At 67.7% G+C, this 24167-nt stretch carries 24 protein-coding genes and 2 riboswitches; of the genes, 16 read left to right on the top strand and 8 right to left on the bottom strand.

Going from position 1 to position 24167, the window contains the following annotated elements; genetic code table 11:
• The first annotated feature begins 2 nt into the window (after window positions 1-2).
• Entirely contained in the window at window positions 3-2771 is a 2769-nt protein-coding gene (locus MOM01_RS06925) for a vitamin B12-dependent ribonucleotide reductase (protein ID WP_241384679.1), read from the top strand.
• A gap of 23 nt (window positions 2772-2794) precedes the next feature.
• Complete coding sequence (locus MOM01_RS06930; RefSeq protein ID WP_241384680.1) at window positions 2795-3223, top strand: hypothetical protein; 429 nt, start codon at window positions 2795-2797, stop codon at window positions 3221-3223.
• 6 nt (window positions 3224-3229) lie between these two features.
• Here MOM01_RS06930 and MOM01_RS06935 read toward each other — a convergent pair whose 3' ends face one another.
• Entirely contained in the window at window positions 3230-3610 is a 381-nt protein-coding gene (locus tag MOM01_RS06935; protein WP_241384681.1) for a VOC family protein, read from the bottom strand.
• Window positions 3611-3703: 93 nt separating this feature from the next.
• Here MOM01_RS06935 and MOM01_RS06940 point away from each other — a divergent pair, with 93 nt between their 5' ends.
• The 3 genes from MOM01_RS06940 (at window position 3704) to MOM01_RS06950 (ending at window position 6315) form a co-directional block, all read left to right on the top strand.
• Window positions 3704-4081 carry a nuclear transport factor 2 family protein gene (locus MOM01_RS06940; protein ID WP_241384682.1) on the top strand — a complete coding sequence of 126 codons (378 nt, stop codon included), beginning with the start codon at window positions 3704-3706 and terminating at the stop codon, window positions 4079-4081.
• A 91-nt stretch (window positions 4082-4172) separates the two neighbouring features.
• A complete protein-coding gene (locus tag MOM01_RS06945) occupies window positions 4173-5270 on the top strand; it encodes a CaiB/BaiF CoA transferase family protein (RefSeq protein WP_241384683.1) in 1098 nt (365 codons plus the stop codon).
• 100 nt (window positions 5271-5370) lie between these two features.
• Complete coding sequence (locus tag MOM01_RS06950; RefSeq protein WP_241384684.1) at window positions 5371-6315, top strand: alpha/beta fold hydrolase; 945 nt, start codon at window positions 5371-5373, stop codon at window positions 6313-6315.
• Here the strand turns inward: MOM01_RS06950 and yczR are convergent, their stop codons facing one another.
• Both yczR and MOM01_RS06960 read right to left on the bottom strand, forming a co-directional pair.
• Window positions 6316-7827 carry a MocR-like transcription factor YczR gene (yczR, locus tag MOM01_RS06955; protein WP_241384685.1) on the bottom strand — a complete coding sequence of 504 codons (1512 nt, stop codon included), beginning with the start codon at window positions 7825-7827 and terminating at the stop codon, window positions 6316-6318. It lies immediately after the preceding gene.
• A gap of 51 nt (window positions 7828-7878) precedes the next feature.
• On the bottom strand, window positions 7879-9168 hold the full coding sequence (locus MOM01_RS06960; RefSeq protein WP_241384686.1) for an adenylosuccinate synthase: 1290 nt from the start codon (window positions 9166-9168) through the stop codon (window positions 7879-7881).
• 251 nt (window positions 9169-9419) lie between these two features.
• On the opposite strand from MOM01_RS06960, the gene MOM01_RS06965 reads away from it, so the two are divergent.
• Complete coding sequence (locus MOM01_RS06965; RefSeq protein WP_241385105.1) at window positions 9420-10079, top strand: hypothetical protein; 660 nt, start codon at window positions 9420-9422, stop codon at window positions 10077-10079.
• An 85-nt stretch (window positions 10080-10164) separates the two neighbouring features.
• Here the strand turns inward: MOM01_RS06965 and MOM01_RS06970 are convergent, their stop codons facing one another.
• Window positions 10165-10743, bottom strand: a complete 579-nt coding sequence (locus MOM01_RS06970; protein WP_241384687.1) for a TerD family protein — start codon at window positions 10741-10743, stop codon at window positions 10165-10167.
• A 186-nt stretch (window positions 10744-10929) separates the two neighbouring features.
• Between MOM01_RS06970 and MOM01_RS06975 the strand changes: the two genes are divergently transcribed.
• The 9 genes from MOM01_RS06975 (at window position 10930) to MOM01_RS07015 (ending at window position 19386) form a co-directional block, all read left to right on the top strand.
• Window positions 10930-12000 carry a glycosyltransferase gene (locus MOM01_RS06975; RefSeq protein ID WP_241385106.1) on the top strand — a complete coding sequence of 357 codons (1071 nt, stop codon included), beginning with the start codon at window positions 10930-10932 and terminating at the stop codon, window positions 11998-12000.
• Entirely contained in the window at window positions 11997-13082 is a 1086-nt protein-coding gene (locus MOM01_RS06980; RefSeq protein WP_241384688.1) for a glycosyltransferase, read from the top strand. The genes MOM01_RS06975 and MOM01_RS06980 overlap by 4 nt, the downstream gene beginning before the upstream one ends.
• A complete protein-coding gene (locus MOM01_RS06985; protein WP_241384689.1) occupies window positions 13079-14077 on the top strand; it encodes a glycosyltransferase in 999 nt (332 codons plus the stop codon). The genes MOM01_RS06980 and MOM01_RS06985 overlap by 4 nt, the downstream gene beginning before the upstream one ends.
• Window positions 14074-14901, top strand: a complete 828-nt coding sequence (locus MOM01_RS06990) for a glycosyltransferase family 2 protein (protein ID WP_241384690.1) — start codon at window positions 14074-14076, stop codon at window positions 14899-14901. The genes MOM01_RS06985 and MOM01_RS06990 overlap by 4 nt, the downstream gene beginning before the upstream one ends.
• Before the next feature lie 24 nt (window positions 14902-14925).
• Window positions 14926-15044, top strand: a riboswitch (cobalamin riboswitch).
• Between the two features lie 36 nt (window positions 15045-15080).
• Window positions 15081-16277 (top strand): ABC transporter substrate-binding protein, encoded by a 1197-nt coding sequence (locus MOM01_RS06995; protein ID WP_241384691.1) that lies wholly within the window; start codon window positions 15081-15083, stop codon window positions 16275-16277.
• A gap of 5 nt (window positions 16278-16282) precedes the next feature.
• The gene (locus MOM01_RS07000; RefSeq protein WP_241385107.1) at window positions 16283-17377 is read left to right on the top strand and encodes a FecCD family ABC transporter permease; all 1095 of its coding nucleotides are present in this window, start codon (window positions 16283-16285) and stop codon (window positions 17375-17377) included.
• Window positions 17374-18189, top strand: a complete 816-nt coding sequence (locus MOM01_RS07005; protein ID WP_241384692.1) for an ABC transporter ATP-binding protein — start codon at window positions 17374-17376, stop codon at window positions 18187-18189. The genes MOM01_RS07000 and MOM01_RS07005 overlap by 4 nt, the downstream gene beginning before the upstream one ends.
• A complete protein-coding gene (locus tag MOM01_RS07010) occupies window positions 18182-18829 on the top strand; it encodes a (2Fe-2S)-binding protein (protein WP_241384693.1) in 648 nt (215 codons plus the stop codon). Before MOM01_RS07005 ends, MOM01_RS07010 begins: the two co-directional genes overlap by 8 nt.
• Window positions 18826-19386 (top strand): DUF7676 family protein, encoded by a 561-nt coding sequence (locus MOM01_RS07015; protein WP_241384694.1) that lies wholly within the window; start codon window positions 18826-18828, stop codon window positions 19384-19386. The genes MOM01_RS07010 and MOM01_RS07015 overlap by 4 nt, the downstream gene beginning before the upstream one ends.
• Before the next feature lie 73 nt (window positions 19387-19459).
• On the opposite strand, the gene MOM01_RS07020 is transcribed toward MOM01_RS07015, so the two are convergent.
• The 4 genes from MOM01_RS07020 to MOM01_RS07035 all read right to left on the bottom strand — a co-directional run bounded on the left by MOM01_RS07020 (window position 19460) and on the right by MOM01_RS07035 (window position 23440).
• Complete coding sequence (locus MOM01_RS07020; RefSeq protein ID WP_241384695.1) at window positions 19460-20233, bottom strand: ABC transporter ATP-binding protein; 774 nt, start codon at window positions 20231-20233, stop codon at window positions 19460-19462.
• A complete protein-coding gene (locus MOM01_RS07025; RefSeq protein WP_241384696.1) occupies window positions 20230-21282 on the bottom strand; it encodes a FecCD family ABC transporter permease in 1053 nt (350 codons plus the stop codon). Before MOM01_RS07025 ends, MOM01_RS07020 begins: the two co-directional genes overlap by 4 nt.
• On the bottom strand, window positions 21282-22355 hold the full coding sequence (locus tag MOM01_RS07030; RefSeq protein ID WP_241384697.1) for an ABC transporter substrate-binding protein: 1074 nt from the start codon (window positions 22353-22355) through the stop codon (window positions 21282-21284). The genes MOM01_RS07025 and MOM01_RS07030 overlap by 1 nt, the downstream gene beginning before the upstream one ends.
• 12 nt (window positions 22356-22367) lie before the next feature.
• Window positions 22368-22554: riboswitch (cobalamin riboswitch) on the bottom strand.
• Window positions 22555-22564: 10 nt separating this feature from the next.
• Window positions 22565-23440: an SDR family oxidoreductase gene (locus MOM01_RS07035; protein WP_241385108.1), complete on the bottom strand. Its 876-nt coding sequence runs from the start codon at window positions 23438-23440 to the stop codon at window positions 22565-22567.
• A 214-nt stretch (window positions 23441-23654) separates the two neighbouring features.
• On the opposite strand from MOM01_RS07035, the gene MOM01_RS07040 reads away from it, so the two are divergent.
• Entirely contained in the window at window positions 23655-24167 is a 513-nt protein-coding gene (locus tag MOM01_RS07040; protein WP_241384698.1) for an Rv2732c family membrane protein, read from the top strand.

Consider the following 24167-nt stretch of genomic DNA (forward strand, 5'->3'; position numbering starts at 1 on the left):
CGATGAGCAGTGCCCAGCCTCACAGCAGTCGCAGGAGCGCACCCGACGCCGGAAACGGCGAGATCCGGGGCGACGTGCGCTACTTCACCACCCCGGGTTCCGATCCGGCCGCCACGGTCGACTGGCAGCGGCGCGATGCGCGGATCGTCCACCACGGCACCGGCCGCGTGGTCTTCGAGCAGACCGACGTGGAGTTCCCCGCCTCCTGGTCGCAGAACGCCACCGACATCGTCACCCAGAAGTACTTCCGCGGCAGGCTCGGCAGTCCCGATCGCGAACACTCCCTGCGCGATGTGATCGCTCGCATCGTCGACACGATCACCGCGTGGGGACATACCGACGGTCACCTGGACGATCCCGAGTCCTTCGCCGCCGAGCTGACCTGGTTGCTGGTGCACCAGCGAGCTTCGTTCAACAGTCCCGTCTGGTTCAACATCGGTGTGCCGAACACTCCGCAACAGGCCAGCGCGTGTTTCATTCTCTCGGTCGACGACAGCATCGATTCGATCCTCGAGTGGTACCGGCAGGAAGCGGTGATCTTCAAGGGCGGCTCCGGAGCGGGAGTGAATCTCTCGCGCATCCGTTCGTCGGCCGAACCGCTGGCCGGAGGCGGGAACGCTTCGGGACCGGTCAGTTTCATGCGAGGAGCCGATGCCTCGGCCGGAACGATCAAGTCCGGCGGCAAGACCCGGCGGGCCGCGAAGATGGTGATCCTCGACGTGGACCATCCCGACATCGAGGAGTTCGTCGACTGCAAGGCGATCGAGGAACGCAAGGCACGAGCGCTCGCCGAAGCGGGTTTCGACATGGGCCTCGACGGCACCGACATCCATTCGGTGCAGTATCAGAACGCGAACAACTCGGTGCGGGTGACGGACGAGTTCATGAATGCCGCAGTGGCCGACGACGAATGGCCGTTGCGTGCCGTGATCACCGGCGAGACCGTGAGGACGGTACGCGCCCGGGAGCTGTTGCAGCGCATCGCGGCCGCCACGTGGGAATGCGCCGACCCGGGCGTCCAGTACGACACGACGATCAACAGCTGGCACACCGCGCCTGCGACCGGCCGGATCAACGCGTCCAATCCCTGTTCGGAATACATGCATCTCGACGATTCGGCCTGCAACCTCGCGAGCCTGAATCTGCTCACCTTCCTCCGGGAGGACGGCATCTTCGACGTCGCCGGCTTCCGGCATGCGGTGGCGGTGATGCTCACGGCCCAGGAGATTCTCGTCGGCCGTGCCGACTACCCCACCGACCGGATCGGTGAGACGTCGCGGCGCTTCCGGCAACTCGGGCTCGGATACGCCAATCTCGGTGCGTTGCTCATGGCGTCGGGTCTGCCCTACGACAGCGAGGCCGGTCGCGCCACGGCCGCGGCGATCACGGCGCTGATGACCGGCCACGCCTACGCCGTGTCGGCCGATCTGGCGCGGCGTCTCGGCCCGTTCGACGGGTTCGTCGAGAACCGGACGCCGATGCTCGACGTGCTGGGCAAACATCGTGGAGCCCTCGACGACATCGATGCGGGTCTCGCCCCCGCGGAGATACTCGCGGCGGCACGGCAGGCGTGGGACCGCGCGGTGGACGACGGCGCCGAACACGGTGTGCGCAACAGTCAGGTCAGCGTACTGGCTCCGACCGGAACGATCGGACTCGCCATGGACTGCGACACCACCGGTATCGAACCGGATCTCGGCCTCGTGAAGACGAAGAAGCTCGTCGGTGGTGGCACCCTCACCATCGTCAATCGCAGTGTGCCACGCGCACTGTCTCGTCTGGGTTACAGCCCGTCGGAGGTGGCCGACGTCGTCGCGCATCTCGATCTGCACCACGATCTCGTGGGTGCACCCCATCTGCGCGACGAGCACGCCCCGGTGTTCGCGACCTCCATGGGCGAGAACGTCATCTCACCGCGTGGTCACGTCGCGATGATGGCCGCGGTGCAACCGTTCCTGTCGGGTGCGATCTCGAAGACCGTGAATCTGCCCGAATCCGCGACGACCGACGACATCGCCGACCTGTACGTCGACGCATGGCGCCTCGGCGTGAAAGCCCTTGCGATCTATCGCGACAACTGCAAGATCGGACAACCGCTGTCGGCCTCCTCCCGCCCGGCCGCCGCCGAGTCGGCGACGCCCTCCGCGCGTCCTCGCCGTGAACGTCTCCCCCGCACGCGGAACTCGCGGACCTTCGAGTTCCGCGTCGCCGACTGCAAGGGATTCGTCACGATCGGCGAGTACGACGACGGTCGTCCCGGCGAGATGTTCCTGCGGGTGTCCAAGCAGGGATCGACCCTCGCCGGAATCATGGACGCCTTCTCGATGTCGGTCAGTTACGGTCTGCAGTACGGGGTTCCGCTGCGGACGTTCGTCCGCGCGTTCACGAGCACGCGTTTCGAGCCGGCGGGTATCACCGACGACCCGGACCTGCGGATCGCCACGTCGATCCTGGACTACATCTTCCGACGGCTCGCGGTCGACTATCTCGAGACCGACGAGCGGGCCGAACTCGGTATTCTCACCGGCGCAGAGCGTTCCGCGCCGGACGGCCCGATGCTCACCCCGTACACCGGCACGTTTCCGGCACCGGAACCCGACGCGCCACCGGCTGCTCCTCGCACCACGAGTACGGACTCGCCGGTCGGGCTCGCTGCCCCGTCACCGTCGAACCCGGACGCGCCGTACTGCATGCAGTGCGGCGTGCGGATGCAACGCGCCGGCTCCTGCCACGCATGTCCGTCCTGTGGGAACACGAGCGGCTGCAGCTGAGACGGAGCGTCCATACTGGCGCGATGGCCCTGGGAGTCGACACCGAACTGACATTGACGGCCGCGGGGCTGATCTTCCTCCTCGCGCTCGGTCTCGGCGTGTGGAAATACCGGCAGATGGCGACGTCGGACGACCATCTCGCGCATCCCTACGTCGACATCGCACACCGCTCGGCCCTGATGTACTCCTTCGCGACGTTGCTCGTCGCCGTCTTCGTCGAGCTCAGCGCGTGGCCCACGCCGGTGAACCTCACGGCCGCCGCTGTGATCGTGGTGTTCTTCGTCGGAGCCGTCGCGAGTTACGTCGTGCACGGCGCGCTGCGCGACACCACCAACCAGTTCGCGCATCCGGTGCGCGGGACGGGCGCGGCGATGACCGCGCTCGTCGTCGGTGAGATGGGTGGTTTCGCGGTGCTGTTCACGGGCTTCGCGTGGGGCGCTTTCGTGAGTTGACGTCCCTCAGGCGCGCTCTTCCATCAGCGAGAGGACGTTTCCGTGCGGGTCGCGGAACCACACGACGCGCATACCGTCCGGGGCGGTCCACGCGTCGTGGTCGTCCTGGTCCATGCCCCTGTACCGCACGAATTCCACACCGCGTTCGCGCAGCCCTTCGACGGCGCCGTCGAGGTCCTGAACCCGCCAGCCCAGCGTCGTGTATCCGGTTTCCTCGCGTGACTGCACGAGCGTGACCCGCACGGGTGCGCCGTCACCGCCGTCGAGAACGAGCGCGAACGGATCGCGGGAGATCTTCGGGAAACCGAGGGTGTCGATGTAGAACATCTCCGAGACGTCGAGGTCGGTGCTCGGAACGAAGCTCACGAGTTGGCCGGTGATCGTCATACCGTCCACTGTGCGCCGCAGCCTCCCACAGCGGCAGCGGATTCACCGGATTCACACCGCTGCCCCCGCGTCCGGGCGACTAGGCTCTCGATCATGAGCACCTCCGAGATCGCAACGGTTCTGGCCTGGCACGACGCAGTGAACAGCAACGACATCGACACCCTCCTGCAGTTGTCGAGCGACGACATCGTGCTCCCCACCCCCGACGACGATCCCGACCAGGGTCTCGACGAGCTGCGCGAGTGGGCCACGACCTCGGGTGTCACCCTCGAACCGGGTCGCATGTTCGTCCACGAGGGTGTCGTCGTCGTCGAGGAGAGGGCGGTCTGGGCGTCGGAACCGGAGCCGCGCACCGAGGCGATCGCCTTCCGGGTCGTCGACGACCGGGTGGTCACGGTGGTCCGTCACGCCGACCTCGACGAGGCCTTCGAAGCGACCGGGCTGAGCAAGGCGGATCTGTACGAGGCGTAGTCCACCGGCAGTGACGGGCCTCATATTCTGAACGTTCGCTAAGGTACTCTCCCTGGCGACAGTCCCTACGTATCGGAGTGAGGTTCGTCGAGTGTCCGCTGAAGCTGTTGAGAAGAAGGGTCCGCTCGCGGGTGTCCGCGTCGTCGAGTTCAAGGGCCTCGGGCCCGGTCCGCATGCCGCGACCCTGCTCGCCGACCTCGGCGCCGACGTCGTCATCGTGCAGCGCCCCGGAGAAATCCCGCCCGCAGGGCAGCGCGATCCCATTCAGCGCAACCGCCGTATCGTCGAGGCCAACCTCAAGGATCCTGCCGACATCGAGAAGGTCCTGAGCCTGCTCGAACGTGCCGACGTCCTCATCGAGGGCTTCCGTCCCGGCGTCACCGAGCGGCTGGGTCTCGGCCCGGACGTGGCCCTCGAGCGCAACCCGCGTCTCGTCTACGGGCGCATGACCGGATGGGGCCAGGAAGGCCCGCTGGCGAACGCCGCCGGACACGACATCAACTACATCTCGCTCACCGGTGTCCTGCACGCGATCGGCCGCAAGGGCGAGCGTCCGGTGCCACCCCTGAACATGGTCGGCGACTTCGGTGGCGGCTCGATGTTCCTCGTGTTCGGCATCCTGTCCGCGCTGATCGAGCGGCAGACCTCCGGCAAGGGCCAGGTGGTCGATGCGGCGATGGTCGACGGCGCCCTCGCCCTCTCGCACATGATGTGGGCGTTCCGCGGGCGTGGTGCATGGTCGGACGAGCGCGGTGTCAACATGCTCGACACCGGCGCACCGTTCTACGAGGTCTACGAAACGAAGGACGGCAGGTACATGGCCGTCGGTGCGATCGAGCCGCAGTTCTACGCGCTGCTCCTGCAGGGGCTCGAACTCGACGCGGCCGACCTTCCGCACCAGCTCGACACCTCCCGCTGGCCTGATCTGAAGAAGATCTTCACCGAGAAGTTCCTGTCGAAGACCCGCGACGAGTGGACCGAGATCTTCCTCGGCACCGACGCCTGTGTCTCCCCGGTACTGACCTTCGCCGAAGCGGAGAAGAACGAGCACCTCGTCGCCCGCGGTTCCCTCATCGAGGTCGACGGGATCGTGCAACACGCTCCGGCCCCGCGCTTCTCGCGCACGCCTGCCGGCGAGCCGGGCGCACCGGCGGCCGAGGCCGTCGACATCGACAGCCTCTGGGCCTGATGTCGCGAGGGTCCGGTGCCGTGCGCGTGCGGCACCGGGCCCATCCCATCGTGAGCGAAGTTCCGGATATCGACGGGGCCGTTGTGGTACCAGTGGCCACATGAGCGATGGGGTGGGAGCCGCGATCCACAGATCGACGGCGGCACGAGCACGAGCACGTACCGCGATCCCGGGGCGGACACCCGAGGTACTCGACGTCCGCAGCAAGGACGGCACCCGCATCCACACCGAGGCCTACGGACCGGCCGATGCCCCGACCATCGTCCTCTCGCACGGAATCCTGTGCGAGCTCGGCTTCTGGCGCAACCAGATTCGCGATCTCGCCGACGACTACCGGGTGGTGGCCTTCGATCACCGCGGTCACGGACGCAGCCAGGCGGCGCCGGCCCGGGCGTACACGATGGACCATCTCGCGGACGATCTCCACGCCGTGCTGTGCGCAGCCGTGCCCGACGGCCGCCCCGCCGTCGTCGCCGGGCATTCGATGGGCGGCATCGCGGTGATGGCGTGGGCCGAGCGCTATCCCCACGACATTGCAGCGCGCGTCTCGGCCGTGGGGCTCGTCAACACGACGCCGGGCGAGATCCTCGACAATGTGCAGTTCCTGCGCGGGCCGAGGAGCCTGATCCCGGTGCGACGTCGCGTGGCGCAGAGCGTGGTCCCCCTGGCACGGATGCCGCTTCCCCAGCGGATGCCCTTGCGCAAGCAACTGCTCGCGCGGGTCGCCGTCGGAGCCGGCGCCGCCGCGACGATCACCTCCGAGGTCGACCGCATGCTCGGCGGCACGTCCGCACGCGGACGCGGCGGATACGGCGCTCTGCTCGTCAACATGGTCACCACCGTCGATCCCGCCGCGATCACCGCGCCTGCCCTGGTGATCGCCGGTCGCCACGACAGGATCTCACCCCCGGGCCGGTCCGAATGGATCGCCGACCGATTGCCGAATCTCGTCGAACTGCGCACCTTGGACAGCGGCCACTGCGGGCCGCTCGAACGCCCTCACGAGGTGTCCGCAGCCCTGCGTGAACTCGTCGAGATGTCCTGATCAGACGACGAGTCTCGTCTCGTCCGCATTCCGTCCCGATGCCACCTGGGCGTAGGCGGCAGCCATGGCCTCGACCGCATCGTCCAGGACCGCGGCGTCCTGCGTGTACGGCAACCGCACGAAATGCTCGAACGCGCCCTGCACGCCGAAACGCGGTCCGGCGGCGAGCAGCACACCGTGCGACGGCGCGGCCGCAGCCAGCGCCGTCGACACCGGCTCGGGCATCCGCGCCCACAACGACATTCCGCCCTGGCCGGGGGTGTACTCCCAGTCGGGCAGATGCCGTTCGAGAGCGGCACCCAGCGCCCGGCGTCGGTCCCGCAACTGCTCGCGTCGCCGTTCGAGCAGTTCGTCGACGTCCGACAACAGGTGCGCGGCAGCGAGCTGTTCCATGACCGGCGTCCCGAGGTCCACCGCGGTCCGCGCGCCTGCCAGCCGGACGATCGTGTCGCGGTCGGCGCGGATCCACCCCACCCGCAGCCCGCCCCACAGGGACTTGGCCGTCGACCCGATCGTCACCACCGGAGCACCCGCTGCCGCCGATGCGACGGGTGGTGGCGGCGGCGTGTCCAGCCAGAGATCGACCATGGATTCGTCGACGACGAGTGTCGTGCGCGTATCGCGCATGATGCGCGCGAGTTCGCCGCGTCCCGCTTCGTCGAGGCACAGGCCCGTGGGGTTGTGGAAGTCCGGCACGAGGAAGGCAGTACGCGCGGCGGTCTGCCGGACGGCACTGTCGATGCCGTCGAGATCCCACCCTCCGGCCGGGCCGCCTTCGGTGCGCACGGGCACCGGCACCGGGCGAGCGCCGTACCGGCGGATCGCTTCGAGTGCATTGGGATAGGTGGGATGGTCGACGACGACCCGGTCGCCCGGATCGGCGAGGACCCCGAGCAGCAGCCGCATCGCGTGCTGCGCTCCGGAGGTGACCATGATCTGGTCGGGTGAGGTGGGCAGCCCGCGTTCCCGGTACCGACGGGCGATGACCTCGCGAAGGACGGCCACGCCGACAGGCTCCATCCCGTGCGAGTCGAGATAGGTCGACATCGACCGCAGAGCGGCCGCATACGCCGCTTCGATCTCCGGTGCCGGTGCGGGCAGCGAGGCGTTGCTCAGGTCGAGCGCGGGACCGGCCGGCGTCCGGGACCGGGAGGCGCCGGGCCCCCCGCGCGCGGGTACCGCGACGACGCTCCGGGCCCCTCGGCGACTGCGCAGCCAGCCCTCGTCACGCAGCGCCGCGTAGGCCGATGCGACGGTGGTGCGGCTCACCGACAGCGCTGCGGCGAGTTCCCGCTCGCTCGGCAGTGCGACGCCGAGCGGAACGCGCCCGTCGTGCACGAGCAGACGGATGCTGTCGGCGAGTGCCCGATAGGCCGGTCGCGACTCGGGGCGAGCGGAGCGACGGGATGACGACTCGGGGCGAGCGGAGCGACGGGAGGGCAACCGCTCCGCATCCTGCCAATTCCCCAGGTCGCGGACGAGCGCAGCCGCTCCTATCGCACGCGTGATCACCGGTCCAGTATCACGCACACCGACCCGGCCGCGGGAAGGCGGCCGGGGCCGTCAGCGGATGACGTCGCGCCGGACGATCGTCTGGTCGCGGCCCGGTCCCACACCGATGCACGAGATGTAGGCACCCGACAGCTCTTCGAGACGCAGCACGTAGTCCTGCGCGTTCTTCGGCAGCTCCTCGAAGGTGCGGGCGTGGGAGATGTCCTCCCACCAGCCGGGCATCTCCTCGTAGATGGGCTTCGCGTGGTGGACGTCGGTCTGCGTCATCGGCATCTCGTCGACACGCACACCGTCGACCTCGTAACCGACGCAGATCGGCACGGTCTCGAGGCCCGACAACACGTCGAGCTTGGTCAGGAAGTAGTCGGTGATGCCGTTGACGCGGGTCGCGTAGCGGGCGATCACGGCGTCGAACCAGCCCGTGCGGCGTGCGCGACCGGTGGTGACACCGACCTCTCCGCCCTGCTTGGCGAGGTAGGCGCCGTGGTCGTCGAACAGTTCGGTCGGGAACGGGCCCGAGCCGACGCGGGTGGTGTAGGCCTTGAGGATGCCGAGCACCGTGGAGATCTTGGCGGGTCCGATGCCGGATCCGACCGCCGCGCCACCTGCGGTGGGATTGGACGAGGTGACGTACGGATAGGTTCCGTGGTCGACGTCGAGCAGCGTGCCCTGCGAGCCCTCCAGGAGGATCGTCTCGCCGCGCTCGAGCGCCTTGTCGAGCTCGAAACGGGTGTCGGTGATGCGGTGCTTGAACCCCTCTGCCTGGGTGAGAACCTCGTCGACGACCTGCTGCGGATCGAGCGCCTTGCGGTTGTAGATCTTGACGAGCACCTGGTTCTTGAATTCCAGTGCGGCCTCGACCTTCTGCGTGAAGATCTTCTCGTCGAGGACGTCGGCCACGCGCACACCGACCCGAGCGATCTTGTCCTGATAGCAGGGGCCGATACCGCGGCCGGTGGTGCCGATCTTCTTCTTGCCGAGGAAGCGCTCCGTGACCTTGTCGATGGCCACGTGGTACGGCATGATCAGGTGCGCGTCGGCCGAGAGCAGCAGACGGGTGGTGTCCACGTCGCGCTTCTCGAGACCGTCGAGCTCGGTGAGCAGCACACCCGGATCGACGACCACACCGTTGCCGATGACGTTGTTGACTCCGGGGGTGAGGATGCCCGAGGGGATCAGGTGCAGAGCGAACTTGTCGCCGTTCGGCAGCACCACGGTGTGACCCGCGTTGTTGCCACCCTGATAGCGCACGACCCACTGGAGACGTCCGCCGAGTAGATCGGTAGCTTTGCCCTTGCCCTCGTCGCCCCACTGGGCTCCGATCAGGACGATTGCCGGCATGTCGCGCTCTCCTCAGGCAGGTGTCTACGTGCGGGCGGTCTCGCCTGCAGGGTCCTGCCCGAACGGGCAGCAGCCGGGACCACAGTGTAGTGCACCGCCCGGCGAGTGCGGGTGACGGTCCGGCAGACCGAGCGGGAGCTGCGCCACGCGGCGGCGGGTCGCCGGCGCCCTCCCCGATCCTCTTCGCACTACAGTGGACGCACCGAGAGCCCGACGACCCGACCCCTCGAGGAGATCCGTTGACCCCGGTAGTGCTCAGATGCGGTGACGTGCCATTGCCGTTGGCGCTGACCCCGGTGACCGCACTTTCTGCGCCTGCCCTCCCCGAGAAGGAGGACTTCGAGGACGTCTTCGCCCATCTCGAGTCGGTGGAGGATCCACGTCTGGTGGTGGTCGGAGACGACGCCGCTTTCGCCGCGACCGTCACGCGGCTCATGCGGACCGAACGTCTCGATCTCGAGATCGCGTACGTTCCGGAGAAGCGCACCCCCGCCACCGAGGCGTACGGATTGCGGACCGGTTCGAAGGCCGCCACGGTCGCGCTCCAGGGCGTGGCGAAGCCGCTCCCGCTCATCCGCGACGACGCGGGCATCGCGCTCGTCGGCCGGGCGCTGCTGTGCGGTGAGAACGACGACGACCACGCACTCGTCGGGGAGGCCTACGTCGACGACACCCGGTTGTTCTCCGGCACCGTCCCCGGCGTGCGGGTCGAGCCCACCCCGGCGATGCCCGGGTTGCGCGCCGCGATCGACCGGCCGCGCTGGTTCGGTGGCTACAAGTGGCTGACCGGCCGGGCGATGCAATTGGGTTCCCCGGCCGCGATCGTCACCCGCGACGGCGTGACCGGCCCGCGTGCCCTCAAGCGCTCGACCTTCTACCGGCACGAGAAGAAGTGGAAACTCGTCCGCTGAAGCTCGCAGACCGTAGGTAAAGCTCGCAGCCCGGGTGACCGGTCACCGGGGCTGCGAGCTTTACGCCGACCTTGCGAACTTCGACTCAGCCGATGTTCACCCCGTAATCGCGAGCGATCCCGGCCAGACCCGAGGCGTAGCCCTGGCCGATGGCGCGGAACTTCCACTCACCGTTGTGCCGGTACAGCTCACCGAAGACCATCGCGGTCTCGGTGGACGCATCCTCGGTGAGGTCGTAGCGTGCGAGCTCGCGACCGTCGGCGCGATCGACGACGCGGATGAACGCGTTGCGCACCTGACCGAACGACTGGCCGCGCGCGTCGGCGTCGTGGATCGACACCGGGAAGACGATCGACTTCACCTCCGGCGGCACCGCCACCAGGTCGACGTTCACGGTCTCGTCGTCACCCTCACCTTCACCGGTGAGATTGTCGCCGGTGTGCTCGACGGACCCGTCCGGAGAACGCAGGTTGTTGTAGAAGACGAAGTGCTGGTCGGACAGAACCTTGCCGTTCTCGGCCGTCAACAGAGCACTGGCATCGAGGTCGAAATCCGCACCCGTGGTGGCTCGCACGTCCCAGCCGAGCCCCACGGTCACGGCTGTCAGGTTCGGCGCCTCCTTCGACAGCGAAACGTTGCCGCCCTTGGCCAAGCTGACACCCATACCGAATCCCTTCGTTCGATGGTCGTTACCTGCAGCCACCCTAGTGAAGATCAGGGGTGGCGGGCATCCACGTGTGAACAGCCTGTACCCCGGGTATGCGGATGCAGTCCGATGCCGGCCGGGGAGCACACCCCGGCCTTCCGGTGCGTATGCCGAGTGTCTCGAGTGAGAAGAGAGTCCGCTGTGGTGATTCGAGTCGCGTCGGTACCCGCGTCGCACGTCTACGTCCGGCACCTCGCGTGCCCGGCAGGCGACGACGTGATCCGGTTGACCGACCCGGTCCCCGCCGACGGTCGCACGGTGCCCGGGGGCTGGTGGCCGCCGTTGATGCTCGAGAGCGGCTGGGTGAGCCACCACCACAAGGAATTCGACGTCTTCCACATCCATTTCGGCTTCGACGCGATCGGTGCGGAACAACTGCAGGATGTCGTCGCCGAACTCGGCGAGCACGACAAGCCGCTCGTGTACACGGTGCACGATCTGCGTAATCCGCACCACCGCACGCCCGGCGAGCATCACAAGCAACTCGACGTGGTGGTTCCCGCGGCGGACGAACTGATCACGCTCACACGGGGCGCCGCCGAGCAGATCCGCCGGCGCTGGGGACGGGAGACGACGGTCCTGCCGCACCCGCACGTCGTCGAGCGGCACTGGCTCGAACGACCGCGGCGCGACGAGGGACCGTTCGTCGTCGGGGTCCATGCGAAGAGCCTGCGGGCGAATATGGATCTGTTCCCCGTGCTGGACACGCTCGCCGAGACGGTGCAGTCCCTCCCCGACGCGATCCTGCAGATCGACGTGCACGACGAGATCTTCGATCCCGACGATGCGTACTGGTACAACCCGGATGCGGGATCCCGCATCCTGCAGTACGGCGAGCAGCCGCAGGTGGACGTGCGCGTCCATCCCTATTTCTCGGACAACGAACTGTGGCAGTACCTCTCGGATCTGTCGGTGTCGGTGCTGCCCTATCGGTTCGGCACCCATTCGGGCTGGCTCGAGGCGTGCTTCGACCTCGGCACCGCAGTCGTCGCGCCGAGTTGCGGCTTCTACGGTGAACAGCGCCCGTGCGGGGTGTACACCTTCGACGAGAACACCTTCGACGCCGGCTCTCTCGCACGCCGCATACGGGAGTTGCACGAGAGCAGGAACTTTCCACGAGCCGGCTGGTCGCAGCGCATGGACGAGCGTCGCGCGCTCGCCCGCGCCCACCGCGACATCTATCTACGCGCAATGGGGGGCCGGAACGGATCATGAAACCGAAAGCTCTGCGAGTAGCACTCATCGCCTCCAATCGGTATCCGATCCGCCAGCCCTTCGCCGGCGGGCTCGAAGCACACGTGTGGCATCTCGCGCACGCACTCGGCAAGGACGGGCACGAGGTGACACTCTTCGCCGCCCCGGGCTCCGACCCTGCACTTCCGGCCGAATTCCTCGAAGTTCCCTCCTTCGAGGTCAGCGAACTCGCCCGGAACGACGTGTCGATGCCGCCGGCAGACGGTTTCGTCGGCGACCACCACGCCTACCTGTCGCTGATGCTCGACCTCGCGGGACGGTCCGCAGACGCCTTCGACGTGGTGCACAACCACAGCCTGCACTATCTGCCGATCGCGATGGCCCGCACGCTGCGTACCCCGCTGTTGTGCACGCTGCACACCCCACCGACACCCTGGCTCGAGTCGGCGATGGCCGCGCCGGGCGGGTGCCCCGGAACGTTCGTCGCGGTCAGCCGGCACACCGCTGCGGCGTGGGAGCATGCGACACCAGGCCCGGTGGCGGTGGTGCCCAACGGTGTCGACCTCGGCGCATGGCCGGTCGGGCCGGGGGGAGACGACCTGATCTGGTTCGGCCGGATCGTGCCGGAGAAGGGCGCACACTTCGCGATCGAGGCGGCCCGGCGGGCCGGCTACCGGTTGCGCATCGCGGGTCCGATCAGCAATCCCGAGTACTTCTCCTCGCAGGTCGAACCGTTCCTCGGTCCCGACGTCACCTATCTCGGCCATCTTTCCCAGCCCGATCTTGCTGCTGCGGTGGGCACTTCGGCAGCAGCACTGATCACCCCCCAGTGGGACGAGCCGTACGGGCTCGTCGTGGCCGAGTCCCTCGCGTGCGGCACACCCGTGGTCACCTTCGCCCGCGGCGGGATTCCGGAGGTGGTCGACGAGACGAGCGGATGCCTCGTCCCTCCCGACGACATCGACGGTCTCGCGGCAGCCGTGTCGCGTGCCGCAGAGTTGTCACGGGCGGCCGCTCGCGCCCGCGCCGAGGAGCGCTGCTCGGAGCGCACGATGGTCGACGCATACGTCTCCCTGTACCGAGAGCTCGCCGGGGCGGCATGATCGGCTACTACATCCATCACCGCGGGCACGGGCACCGCACCCGGGCGAGCAGCATCTGCGCACATCTGCGAACCCCGGTGACGGCACTGTCGTCGGCAGCGCTCGGTGATGCGGCCGACGACTTCGACGACGTCGTGCGGCTCCCGCGCGACGATCTGGCCGTCGACACCGCGCACGATCCGACCGCCCACGAGGTGCTGCACTGGGCGCCCACACACGACGACGGCCTCCGCGAGCGCATGCACGCCCTCGGCTCATGGATCGCCGAGGCCCGGCCGAGCCTGCTGGTGGTGGACGTCTCGGTCGAGGTGACCCTGCTCGCTCGGCTGTACGGGATCCCGGTGGTGGTGTCGGCGATGCCGGGCGAACGCACCGACACCGCGCACACGCTCGCCTACAGCGTCGCCGACCATCTGATCGCGTCGTGGTCGCAGGAGGTCTACGACCCGCACTGGATGCGCGCCTATGCCGGCAAGACCTCGTACGTGGGCGGAATCAGCCGTTTCGACGGCCGACCGGCGCCCGGCCCGGCGTCCTCGGGGAAACCGAGGGTACTCGTGATGAGCGGCAGCGGTGGGTCGTCGATCACCGTCGACGACCTGCGACGGCTCTCGGCTCGCTTCCCCGAGTACATATGGGACGGTGTGGGCGTCGCCGGTGGTTCGTGGCTCGACGATCCGTGGCCCGCCCTCACCGCAGCCGACGTCGTGATCGGGCATGCGGGACAGAACACCGTCGCAGACATCGCGGCCGCCGCACGACCCGCTGTGGTGATCGCCGAAGCCCGCCCGTTCGACGAGCAACATGCCACCGCACATGCTCTCGACCGATCCGGCCTGGCAGTCGGTCTCGATGGGTGGCCCGACCCGGACCGCTGGCCGGAACTGATCGAGCGGGCGCGCGGTCTCGACCCGATCGAATGGAAACGATGGCGGGTCGACGGTGCTGCGGCCCGCGCCGCTGCCGTTCTGGACGACCTCGCGAGGTCGCGGTGACGGTCGCGGTGATCACCGTCGCTGCCGGGCGGAGCACCCATCTCCGGCGGCAACTCGACGGGCTCGCTCACAGCACCCGCACCCCCGACGAACACATCGTCGTCGCGATGGGTGATCCGGAGGTCGCCGATGTGGTCGCTGCTGCGAAGTCGCCGGCGCGGGTGGTGCCGATGGATGTCGACTCCGGGCGCCTGCCGGTCGCGGCGGCGCGGAATCTCGGAGCCCGTGCGGCGTCGTCCGACCTTCTGGTCTTCCTCGACGTCGACTGCATCCCGTCCTCCGACCTGCTCGAGCGGTACATCGACGCGGCCGTGCGCCATCCCGCCGCGCTTCACTGCGGTCCCGTCACCTACCTGCCCGAGCCAGGACCCGGCGGCTACGACCTCGCCCGGCTCGGCGACTCCGTCGATCCGCACCCGGCCCGCCCGTTCCCACCCGACGACGAGATCGTGCTGAACGACGCACACGAACTGTTCTGGTCGCTCTCGTTCGCAGCCCGGTCACTCGTATGGGACCGCATCGGCGGCTTCTGCACCGCGTATCGGGGGTACGGCGGGGAAGACACCGATTTCGGGCAGAAGGCCGCGCGCGCCGGAGTCCCCATGGCATGGGTCGGGGGCGCCCACGCCTTCCACCAGCACCACCCGGTGTCGAAGCCGCCCGTCGAGCATCTCGACGACATTCTCGTCAATGCCACACTGTTCCAGCAGCGTTGGGGCTGGTGGCCGATGCGGGGATGGCTCGACGAATTCGAGCGGATGGGACTCGTCTCCTTCGACCCCGACACGCAGCGGTGGACGAAGGTGAGGACGACCGGCCCGTGAAGACTTCTCGTGCCGTGTGCTAATTTCAGCCCGTCATTGCGACGACGCACGAGGAAGCCGGTGTGATTCCGGCGCGGTCCCGCCACTGTGACCGGTAGAGCGATCTCCGGGAGCCAGATACTCACGTCGCCGTACCTCCTTGCCCGGGGCGGACTTCCCCGAGAGAGGGCGTAATCGCCATGCGTGTACGCGCAGCCTTTCCGAAGCTTCTTGTCGCGCTGACCTCCGCAAGTCTTCTGCTCGCCGGATGTTCGACGGCACCATCCGACACCGAGAACGCTGCCTCGGACGGGTGTATCACCGACTTCGACCCCTCGGTCGACTATTTTCCCGACAAGTCCGAGATCGTCGACGCCGAGAACTTCTCGATCACCTACGAGAAGAGCTATCAGGTGCTCACCGTGACCGAACCGTTCACGGGCGCACAGCCGGAGTCGTACGTACTCGTCAAGTGCGGTGCACCTGCCCCGGAACTGTCGGGCGAGCTGACCACGGCCCAGCAGATCCCCGTGCCGATCACGAACCTGTACTCCGGCTCGACCACCCATCTGCCATTGGTGACCGCGCTCGACGAACTCGATGTGCTCACCGGCGTCTCGAACGGTTCGTATGTCTCCGACACCACCGTGATCGAACGCATCGAGTCCGGTGACATCGCCGAATACGCAGCAGGCGGCACGATCGACACCGAGACGGTCGTGCTGGCCGCGCCCGATGTGGTGATGACCGGCGGCACCGACGACCCCGCCTACACGCAGCTGCGCGAGGCCGGGATCGGCGTGGTCGCCAACGCCGAATGGCTCGAGACATCGCCGTTGGGCCGAGCCGAGTGGATCAAGGTCGTGGCTGCGCTCACGGGCAAGGAGGCCCGGGCCGCCGAGGTCTACGACGGTATCCGCGACCGGTATCTCGACGTCGCGGCGAAGGCCGCGGGCGTGGAGACCGTGCCCGTGTTGCTCGGCGGGATGTCGCAGGGCACCTGGTATATGTCCTCCGGCGGCAGTTACATGGGCCGGTTGTTCAGCGATGCCGGTGCCCGCTGGCCATGGCAGGACGTGACGACCACCGGCTCGCTTCCCCTCGACTTCGAAGCCGTGGTCACGCAGGCCGCCGACGCTCCGACCTGGCTGGTGGTCAACAGTTGGGCCTCCATCGATGATGCTCTCGCGGATGACGAACGCTACGGATCGCTCGCCGCAGTCGACACCGGCCGGGTCTGGAACGCGAACAAGGCACTCGGACCGAACGGCGGCAACGACTACTACGAGCGCGGCGTACTGCGTCCCGATCTGATCCTGGCGGATCTCGTCGCGATCCTGCATCCCGATCTTCTACCCGACCACGAGTTCACGTTCTATCGGCAACTGCCGGCATGACCGCAATGCTGAGGGCACCCGAGCCCACGGGCGATCGACGGCTGGAAGTACCCCCTCGGGTGGGTCGTGTCACCGTCGTGTTCGCGACTCTCGCGGTCGCAGTCGCCGTCGCGACGGTGCTGTCGGTGGCCCTGGGGTCGGTGACAGTCCCGCTCGACGAGACCGTGCGGGTGTTGTTCGGCGGTTCCGCGAGGGATACCCGCTGGGACATGGTGGTTCGCGACCTGCGTCTGCCGCGCACCGTCACCGCGCTCGCGGTCGGCGCCGCTCTCGGTATCGCGGGTCTGCAGATGCAGACGTTGTTCCGCAACGCTCTTGCCGACCCGTTCATTCTCGGTGCGAGTTCCGGCGCCAGTCTCGGTGTCGCCGTCGTGGTGGTGGCCGGGGGCGGCGGCGCCGGCGGGTTCACCGCCGGGCTGGCCGGCCTCGGCCGTGCCGGTGTGGTGGTCGCCGCGGCGCTCGGGGCTGCCGCTGTGCTCCTGCTGATCGTGGTGCTGGCGCGGTGGGTGAAATCCGCGGTGACGCTGCTGTTGATCGGTGTGATGCTGGGGTCGGCGACCACCGCGGTGGTATCCGTTCTCCTGGTCTACGCGGATCCACAACGGAGCCAGCAGTTCCTGGTGTGGGGGCTGGGCAGTTTCACGGCGACGACCTGGTCGGACCTGAGGCTCCTCGTCCCCGTGGTACTCGGCGGGATCGCCGTCGCCCTGCTGACGGTGCGTGCCTTGAATGCTCTGCTTCTCGGCGAGGGCTATGCCCGTTCGATGGGCATCGACATCCGCACCGTCCGGTTGACGACGGTGATCTCCGCTGCTCTGCTGGCCGGGGCCACCACGGCCTTCTGTGGCCCCATCGGGTTTCTCGGCCTCATCGTTCCCCACTTGACGCGCATGGCGTTCGGCACATCGGACCACCGCGTACTCCTACCGGGCGTGGCGCTTCTCGGCGGCGTCCTGGCACTGATCTGCGGGATCGCGAGCCAGATGCCGGGAGCCTACACCGTCGTCCCCCTCAACGCCGTCACGGCGATCGTGGGGGCACCCGTGGTCATCGCCGTCCTGCTCCGCTCGCGCCGCGGAGCACTGGGAGCGGCGCTGTGACCCCCGCCGGCGTGGAACTGCGCGATCTGACCATCGGCTACGCCCGTCGTCGTGCCTTCCGTGGGAGGACGGTCACGGAGATCGCGGCGAAGGTGAACGCCGTCGCTCGACGGGGTGAACTGACCGCGCTGGTCGGGCCGAACGGCGCGGGTAAATCGACTCTGTTGCGCACGCTGTGCGGGCTGCAACCGCCGTTGAGCGGTCAGGTACTCGTCGACGGTGAGGACCTCGCAACGGTACGCCCCGCCGATCTCGCGACCCGCATCTCCGTGGTCCTCACCGACCGCATCGACCCGGGGTTGCTGACCGTGCGCGAACTCGTCGCCCTGGGCCGGACTCCCCACCTGCCGGCCGGCGCCCGGTTGTCCTCCGAGGACAAGGCTGTGGTGGACTGGGCCCTCGACGCTGTGGGAGCTGCGTCGCTGGCGTCCCGGCAGTTCGGCGAATTATCCGACGGCCAGCGCCAGCGGAGTCTCACCGCCCGGGCGCTCGCCCAGGATCCGTCGTTGCTGGTGCTCGACGAGCCCACCTCGTTCCTCGACGTTCCGTCCCGGGTCGAACTCGTCGACGTGCTGGGACGCCTGGCGCGCGAGCAGAAACTGGCAGTCGTGATGTCCACCCACGAACTCGAACTCGCGCTACGGGTGTCCGACCGGATGTGGCTGCTCGACGCAGATCGGACACTGACATGCGGCACCCCCGCTGCCCTCGCCGAATCCGGCCGTATCGGAGCGGCGTTCGATCGCGGACGCATGCGGTTCGATCCTCGTAGGATGGTGTTCGACCTGGAAGCGGAGGGCAACCGTGTCTGATGCGATCGGGATTCTCGAGCGAATCGCCGTGTGGAGCCCGTACTTCCGCGTGAGTACCGGCCCTGCCGACGGCAGATGGCGTCCCACCGCAGATCTGGCCGACCCCGCGACCCGCGACGCTCTGGTGGCCGATACTGCCGCGCGGATGGGCACCGACGAACCGCGCGTGGCGGCATCGACCCTCTTCTTCGGATACGTCGCACGCGTGTGGTCGGTGGCGATCGGTTCCGTCGTCGACTCCGGACGATGCATTCGGCTCGATCCCGGACAACTCCTGTGGCACAACGACGCCGGACTGCACCTGCACATCACCGAACCCGGATTCGGCGACGACATCGTGGCGGAAGTCCTCGACCGCCAGATCGAACCCCTCGTCCGTGCGTGGCGCGACGTGGTGGCAGGCGGCCTGCTGTGGGGCAACGCGGCATCCGCCCTGATCGGCGCCGGCCGGGTGATCGGTTCGGATGCACAGCCTCTCGTCGACGCTGCGCTGTCCGATCCGCGGCTCGCCGAGAGCACGGACCCCGCGACAGGCCGACGCCGTAGTTGCTGCCTCTTCTACCGCACCTCCACCGGCGGAGTGTGCGGTGACTGCGTATTCCCCAGCCCGCCGAAAATTCGTTCCGAGGAGATGCCGTGACAGTCGTATTCGATCCCGAGATCCTCGATACCGAGGACGGCGGCCGCGAACAACGCTGGCCCCTGCCGACCGACGAGGACAGCCTGCTGCGACTGGTCCGGCTGCTGTTCGAGGACTACTGGAACGACATGTGGTTCGGCTTGCTCATCGAAGGCTCGGCGCTGGAGGTTGCAGCTCCGAACGCGCCGAAGAAGATCGGGATGTACGACGGGTACGTCACCGTCGATTTCGGCCGGTGGCATTTCCATCTGTGCATCGGCGAACACACCGCGAGTGGGCCGGAACTCGGCCGGATCCGCCGCTGCAGTCGTGCCGAGCTGTACCGCAGGATCGGCAGGGACGACACCGTCACCTCGTGGGGTCTGCGCATGTTCAACGGCCGGGGCGAGCAGATGCTCACGGTCATGCTGCCCACCCCGTTCCTCACCGACACCCAACAGCTGACGGCCGAACCGATCTGGGAACACCTCGAGGCGTGGGACCGCATCCGCGCCGAGTTCCTGGAACTGCAATCCGATCCACGGGACCGTACCGGCAAGGGATTCCGGCATTCGTGACCAACGGCTGTGCGCGACATGGTCATCGGTGGGCGATCGTGCGCTCCGACGACCATGTCGCGCGGCGCTGCCGTCACGCGTAGGACGACTCGTGACAGCGGTGGTAACGGACGACCGGTGTCCCGTCCTCGTCGGTCACGGTGGCGCGCACGTTGTACACCTGTTCGATCATCTCCGCGGTCAACGAGTCGGCCGGGCTACCGTGAGCGACGACCCGCCCCTTCTCGAGAACGACCACGCGGTCGCAGAACATCGCCGCGAGATTGAGATCGTGCAGCGCGAGATAGGTCGTCACCGGAAGCGCCGCGACCCGTTCGAGGATGTCGAGCTGGTGCTGGATGTCGAGATGGTTGGTCGGCTCGTCCAGCAGCAGTTCTTCGGGCTCCTGCGCGAGGGCCCGAGCGATGTGTGCGCGCTGACGTTCACCTCCCGACATCGATCGCCACATCCGGTCGGCGTGTTCCGTCATCCCGGTCACCTCGAGCGCATGTGCGATCGCTGCATTCCCGCCGTCGTCGCGCCCGAGAACGTCGGCGTGCGGAATCCTTCCCAGCCGCACGACATCCCGTACCCGGATGTCGACCTCGGTGTGTGCGTGCTGCCCGACCATTGCGACCCGGCGCGCCAGGACGCGACGTCCGAGGCTGTGAATATCGGTGCCGTCCAGGGTCACCGCACCCGACTCGGGCCGGTCGACTCCGGACAGCAGGCGGAGCAACGACGACTTGCCCGATCCGTTCGGTCCGAGTAGCCCGATCGTCTCCCCGGGCGCGGGATCGATCGTCACGTCGTCGACGACGAGATGTCCGCCGCGGCTCCACCGCAGCGACTTTGCGGACAGTGTCACGGAGTACTCCTCGTACGGAAGAGGATCAGCGCGAAGGCGGGCACGCCGATCAGTGCGGTCACCACACCCACGGGAACCTCTTGCGGCGCGAAGACGGTGCGGGCGACCGCATCGACCCACACCATGAAGACCGCCCCGACGACCGCAGTGACCGGCACCAGACGGCTGTGCCGCGGACCCACCAGGAACCGCGCCGCGTGGGGCAGTACCAGCCCCACGAAGCCGATCGCCCCTGCTGCACTGACCAGGACGGCGGTGATCAACGCCGTCACCAGGAGGAACATCAGACGGGTCCGACCGACCGCGATCCCGAGGGTCGCGGCGGTCGACGACCCGAATGTGAAGGCGTCCAGCGACGACGCCTTCACCAGGCACACCACGATTCCGGCGGCGCAGACCGCTCCGCAGAGCACGACGTCGGTCCAGGTGGCTCCGCTCAGGGAACCGAGTAACCAGAACAGCACCCCCCGAGTACGTTCCGCGTCGGCGGACGAGATGACGATGAACGATGTCAGCGCCGAGAACAGTTGTGTTCCTGCCACTCCGGCCAGCACTACACGGGAGGTCCCGCCCCCTGTCCCGGTCGCCAACAGCAACACGAGTGCGAAGGAGACGAGTGCCCCGAGGAACGCTCCGCCCGACAACGACACGGCGCCCCCGCCGATACCCAGCACCGCAATCATCACCGCGCCGGTCGAGGCACCCGAGGAGATACCGAGCACGAACGGATCCGCCAGCGGGTTACGTAACAACGACTGCATGATCACGCCGCACACCGCGAGACCGGCACCGCACACCGCCGCGAGCAAGGTGCGAGGGAGACGCAGTTCCCACACGATTCCCTCCCGAATCGCGGTGACGGAACTGTCGGCCAGGCCGAGACGATCGAAGATCACCGCGTACACGTCGGTGACGGACAGATCGGCAGGACCGATGGTGACGGTTACCGCGATCGATACCGCGAGCGCGAGCAGACCTGCGGCGATGATGACACCGGCCACCGGTGCCCGGCGACGCTCGAGAGGCCGCCGGGCAGTGGATGTCGCCATCAGCTGTGGAGGTTCCACTCGCGCAGCCCGGCAGCGACCTTCTCGATTCCATCGATCGTGCGGATGGACGGATTCATGTCTGCGCCGTTGACCACGATGTATCGCCGGTTCTGCACCGCGGTCAGGCGCTTCGTGACCGGATTCGATTCCAGGAACTGGATCTTGCTGTCGAGCGCGTCGCCGGTGATGCTGCGCCGGCTCAGATCGGCCAGCACGAGTGCGGTCGGATCTCGATCGAGAATCGATTCCCAGCTCACCTGGGGCCACTCGTTGGTGGTGTCGTCGAAGACGTTCTTCGCCCCGACGGCATCGGTGATGATGCCCGACGACCCGCAGCAACCCGCGACGTACGGCGTGTCGATGTCGGCGAACCAGTAGGCGAGCGACACGCCGTTCGCGTTCACCTGTCCCGACGCGTCCTCGTAGCGCCGTTCGAGTTCGGCGACGAACTCCTCCCCTCGTTCACGGACATCGAAGATCGTTGCGAGCTCGCGGATCTCCTTGTACACCGACTCCATCGTCAGGGGTTCGGTGCGATTGCCGTCGGCATTGACGCTGTTGTCCTCCTTGCCGTCACAGTCGGTCGGCGACAGATAGGCGGGTACGCCGAGTTGTTCGAACTGCACGGGCTCGGCGACTCCACCGGGGCCGAGCGTGCCACCGAAAGACGCGGAGACGAAGTCGGGCTCGGTATCGAGCACGACCTCGAAGGAGGGCTTGTTGTCGGCCAGACGCGGAACCTTCGCGTTCTCGTCGGCGAGATTCTCCCGCACCGGATCGGTCCATGTCGCGGTGCCCACCATGCGATCGGCGAGACCGAGCGACAGCAGGATCTCGGTGGATCCCTGGTTGAGTGAGACGGCTCGCTGCGGTGGTGCGTCGATCGTGATCGTCCTGCCGCAATTCTCGATGGTGAGCGGATAGGCCGATGCGGCGGTGTTCTTTTCGGCCGTCCCGGAGGGGTCGTCGCTCGACGAGCAGCCGGAGAGAGCCAGCGCTGCCGCGATCAGTGCTACGCCTGCGCGCAACACAGAATGCCGCCCCGTACGGGCGGTGAGTATCGAATTGTTCATGTCCATCCTCGTGGTCCTGCTTCGGTCGACGCAGGTGTCCTGGCTCCCGGATCGACGCTCACCCCCGGCCTTCCAACCCGTGTGGGCCGTGACCATGAATCGGGGGATCACTCCTCGGTGACAGTTGCGGGACAGCCACGGATTCGCACCGTTGTTCCCTACGTCGCCTACGAACAGTACAAGACCGGAACGGAATCCGGCCGATCACATCAGGTGAACGGAACGCCGCCCGTGACGGCGATGGTCTCTCCGGTGATGTAGCTCGACTCCTGTGACGCGAGGAAGACGTAGGCGGGCGCGAGCTCGGCGGGTTGCCCGGGGCGCCCGAGCGGAACGTCCTTGCCGAACTGTGCGTACGCGTCCTTCGGCATGGTCGCGGGGATGAGCGGAGTCCAGATCGGCCCGGGTGCCACCGCGTTGACCCGGATACCGCGATCGGCCACGTCCGATGCGAGCCCCTTGGTGAAATCGACGATGCCGGCCTTCGTCGTGGCGTAGTCGAGCAGACCGGGCGATGGGTTCGCAGCCTGGATCGAGGTGGTGTTCACGATCGTCGAGCCGGGCCTCATCTCGGCCACGGCGAATTTCGACAACCAGAACAGTGCGTACAGGTTCGTCTTCATGACGCGGTCGAACTGTTCGGTGCTGATGTCGGCGATACCGCCGGGTTCGAGATGCTGATAGGCGGCGTTGTTGACCAGGATGTCGATGCCTCCGAGTTCGGAGACCGTCGTGTCCACGAGCTGTCGGCAGAAGGCCTCCTCCCGGACGTCGCCCGGAACGCACACCGCTCGCCGTCCCGCCTCCTCGACGAGTTCGGCGGTCTGCCGCGCGTCCTCGTCCTCGTCGAGATAGGCGAGGACGACGTCTGCGCCTTCCCTCGCGAAGGCGATGGCGATCGCCCGTCCGATGCCGGAATCACCGCCCGTGACGAGCGCGCGGCGATCCTGGAGCCGACCACTCCCCCGGTACGTCCGCTCCCCGTGGTCGGGGGCGGAGACGAGTTCGGCGGTCGTGCCCGGGTGGGCGATTTCCTGTTGTTCCTCGAGCGGCGGAACGGGATATTGCTCGCCGGGATGCTGCATGCGGTACTGGTCCTGGGCCGACACGGTTCCCTCCCTCGATCGGGTCGGTAGGTGCGATACCCGGCGACCGCGGCCCTCACACCGCAGAGGTCGTGACGAGGTGCCCTCCGGGGGGGTGCGACGGAGCATAATGGCAGGTGACCGACATGAGCAGGGTCACATCCGCCCCGAGCGCATAATGGCCACTCATGTGTCGGAACGGAAGGGCTGAGGCATGAGCGCGGATCTGTCGGCCTATCGGAACGACTTCGCACGAATCGAGAAGAAGATCGCCGGGGAATTCGATCCGGGTCGACGTGGACGGGCGCTCGCTGTCTGCGTCGTCGTGCTGACGGTGTGCCTGCTGTTGCCGCAGTCGTCGGCGGCGTGGTCGTGGACGGTTCTCGGAAGCTGGTTCGGTACCGCTGCCCCGGTGGCCGTGCCGTTGCGGATCTTCGTGGGGCTGGCGTTGGTGTTCGGTGTGGTCGTCTCCACGCTGGCGTTGTGGTTGCGGCGGTGGAAACTGGCATCACTCGCGATGCTCGGTTCGGGTCTGTCGTCCTTCTTCGGGTTGCTGGCCTACTGGTCGCAGTCGGGGATGGTCACCGACGCCCCGCACCGGCCGACAGCGGCGATGATCGTCGAGTGGCTGGTGATGATCGTGATGACCTCGCAGTGGCTCCCCATCGTGCTGAGCCGCTCTCCCACGGACCTGTCGCCCCGGCCGCACCCGATGCGCGCGCTCTGA

Origin of the sequence: Rhodococcus sp. CH91 (genome assembly GCF_022554085.1) — a bacterium.
In the GTDB taxonomy this organism is placed as follows: Bacteria; Actinomycetota; Actinomycetes; order Mycobacteriales; family Mycobacteriaceae; genus Rhodococcus.

Coding starts and splice junctions, on each gene's coding strand:
- MOM01_RS07025 (WP_241384696.1), bottom strand. CDS start 21,282: ATGGCGACATCCACTGCCCGGCGGCCTCTCGAGCGTCGCCGGGCACCG.
- MOM01_RS06960 (WP_241384686.1), bottom strand. CDS start 9,168: ATGCCGGCAATCGTCCTGATCGGAGCCCAGTGGGGCGACGAGGGCAAG.
- MOM01_RS06980 (WP_241384688.1), top strand. CDS start 11,997: ATGAAACCGAAAGCTCTGCGAGTAGCACTCATCGCCTCCAATCGGTAT.
- MOM01_RS06985 (WP_241384689.1), top strand. CDS start 13,079: ATGATCGGCTACTACATCCATCACCGCGGGCACGGGCACCGCACCCGG.
- MOM01_RS06995 (WP_241384691.1), top strand. CDS start 15,081: ATGCGTGTACGCGCAGCCTTTCCGAAGCTTCTTGTCGCGCTGACCTCC.
- MOM01_RS06925 (WP_241384679.1), top strand. CDS start 3: ATGAGCAGTGCCCAGCCTCACAGCAGTCGCAGGAGCGCACCCGACGCC.
- MOM01_RS06950 (WP_241384684.1), top strand. CDS start 5,371: ATGAGCGATGGGGTGGGAGCCGCGATCCACAGATCGACGGCGGCACGA.
- MOM01_RS07035 (WP_241385108.1), bottom strand. CDS start 23,440: ATGCAGCATCCCGGCGAGCAATATCCCGTTCCGCCGCTCGAGGAACAA.
- MOM01_RS06930 (WP_241384680.1), top strand. CDS start 2,795: ATGGCCCTGGGAGTCGACACCGAACTGACATTGACGGCCGCGGGGCTG.
- MOM01_RS06970 (WP_241384687.1), bottom strand. CDS start 10,743: ATGGGTGTCAGCTTGGCCAAGGGCGGCAACGTTTCGCTGTCGAAGGAG.
- MOM01_RS07000 (WP_241385107.1), top strand. CDS start 16,283: ATGCTGAGGGCACCCGAGCCCACGGGCGATCGACGGCTGGAAGTACCC.
- MOM01_RS06940 (WP_241384682.1), top strand. CDS start 3,704: ATGAGCACCTCCGAGATCGCAACGGTTCTGGCCTGGCACGACGCAGTG.
- MOM01_RS07040 (WP_241384698.1), top strand. CDS start 23,655: ATGAGCGCGGATCTGTCGGCCTATCGGAACGACTTCGCACGAATCGAG.
- MOM01_RS07030 (WP_241384697.1), bottom strand. CDS start 22,355: ATGAACAATTCGATACTCACCGCCCGTACGGGGCGGCATTCTGTGTTG.
- MOM01_RS06935 (WP_241384681.1), bottom strand. CDS start 3,610: ATGACGATCACCGGCCAACTCGTGAGCTTCGTTCCGAGCACCGACCTC.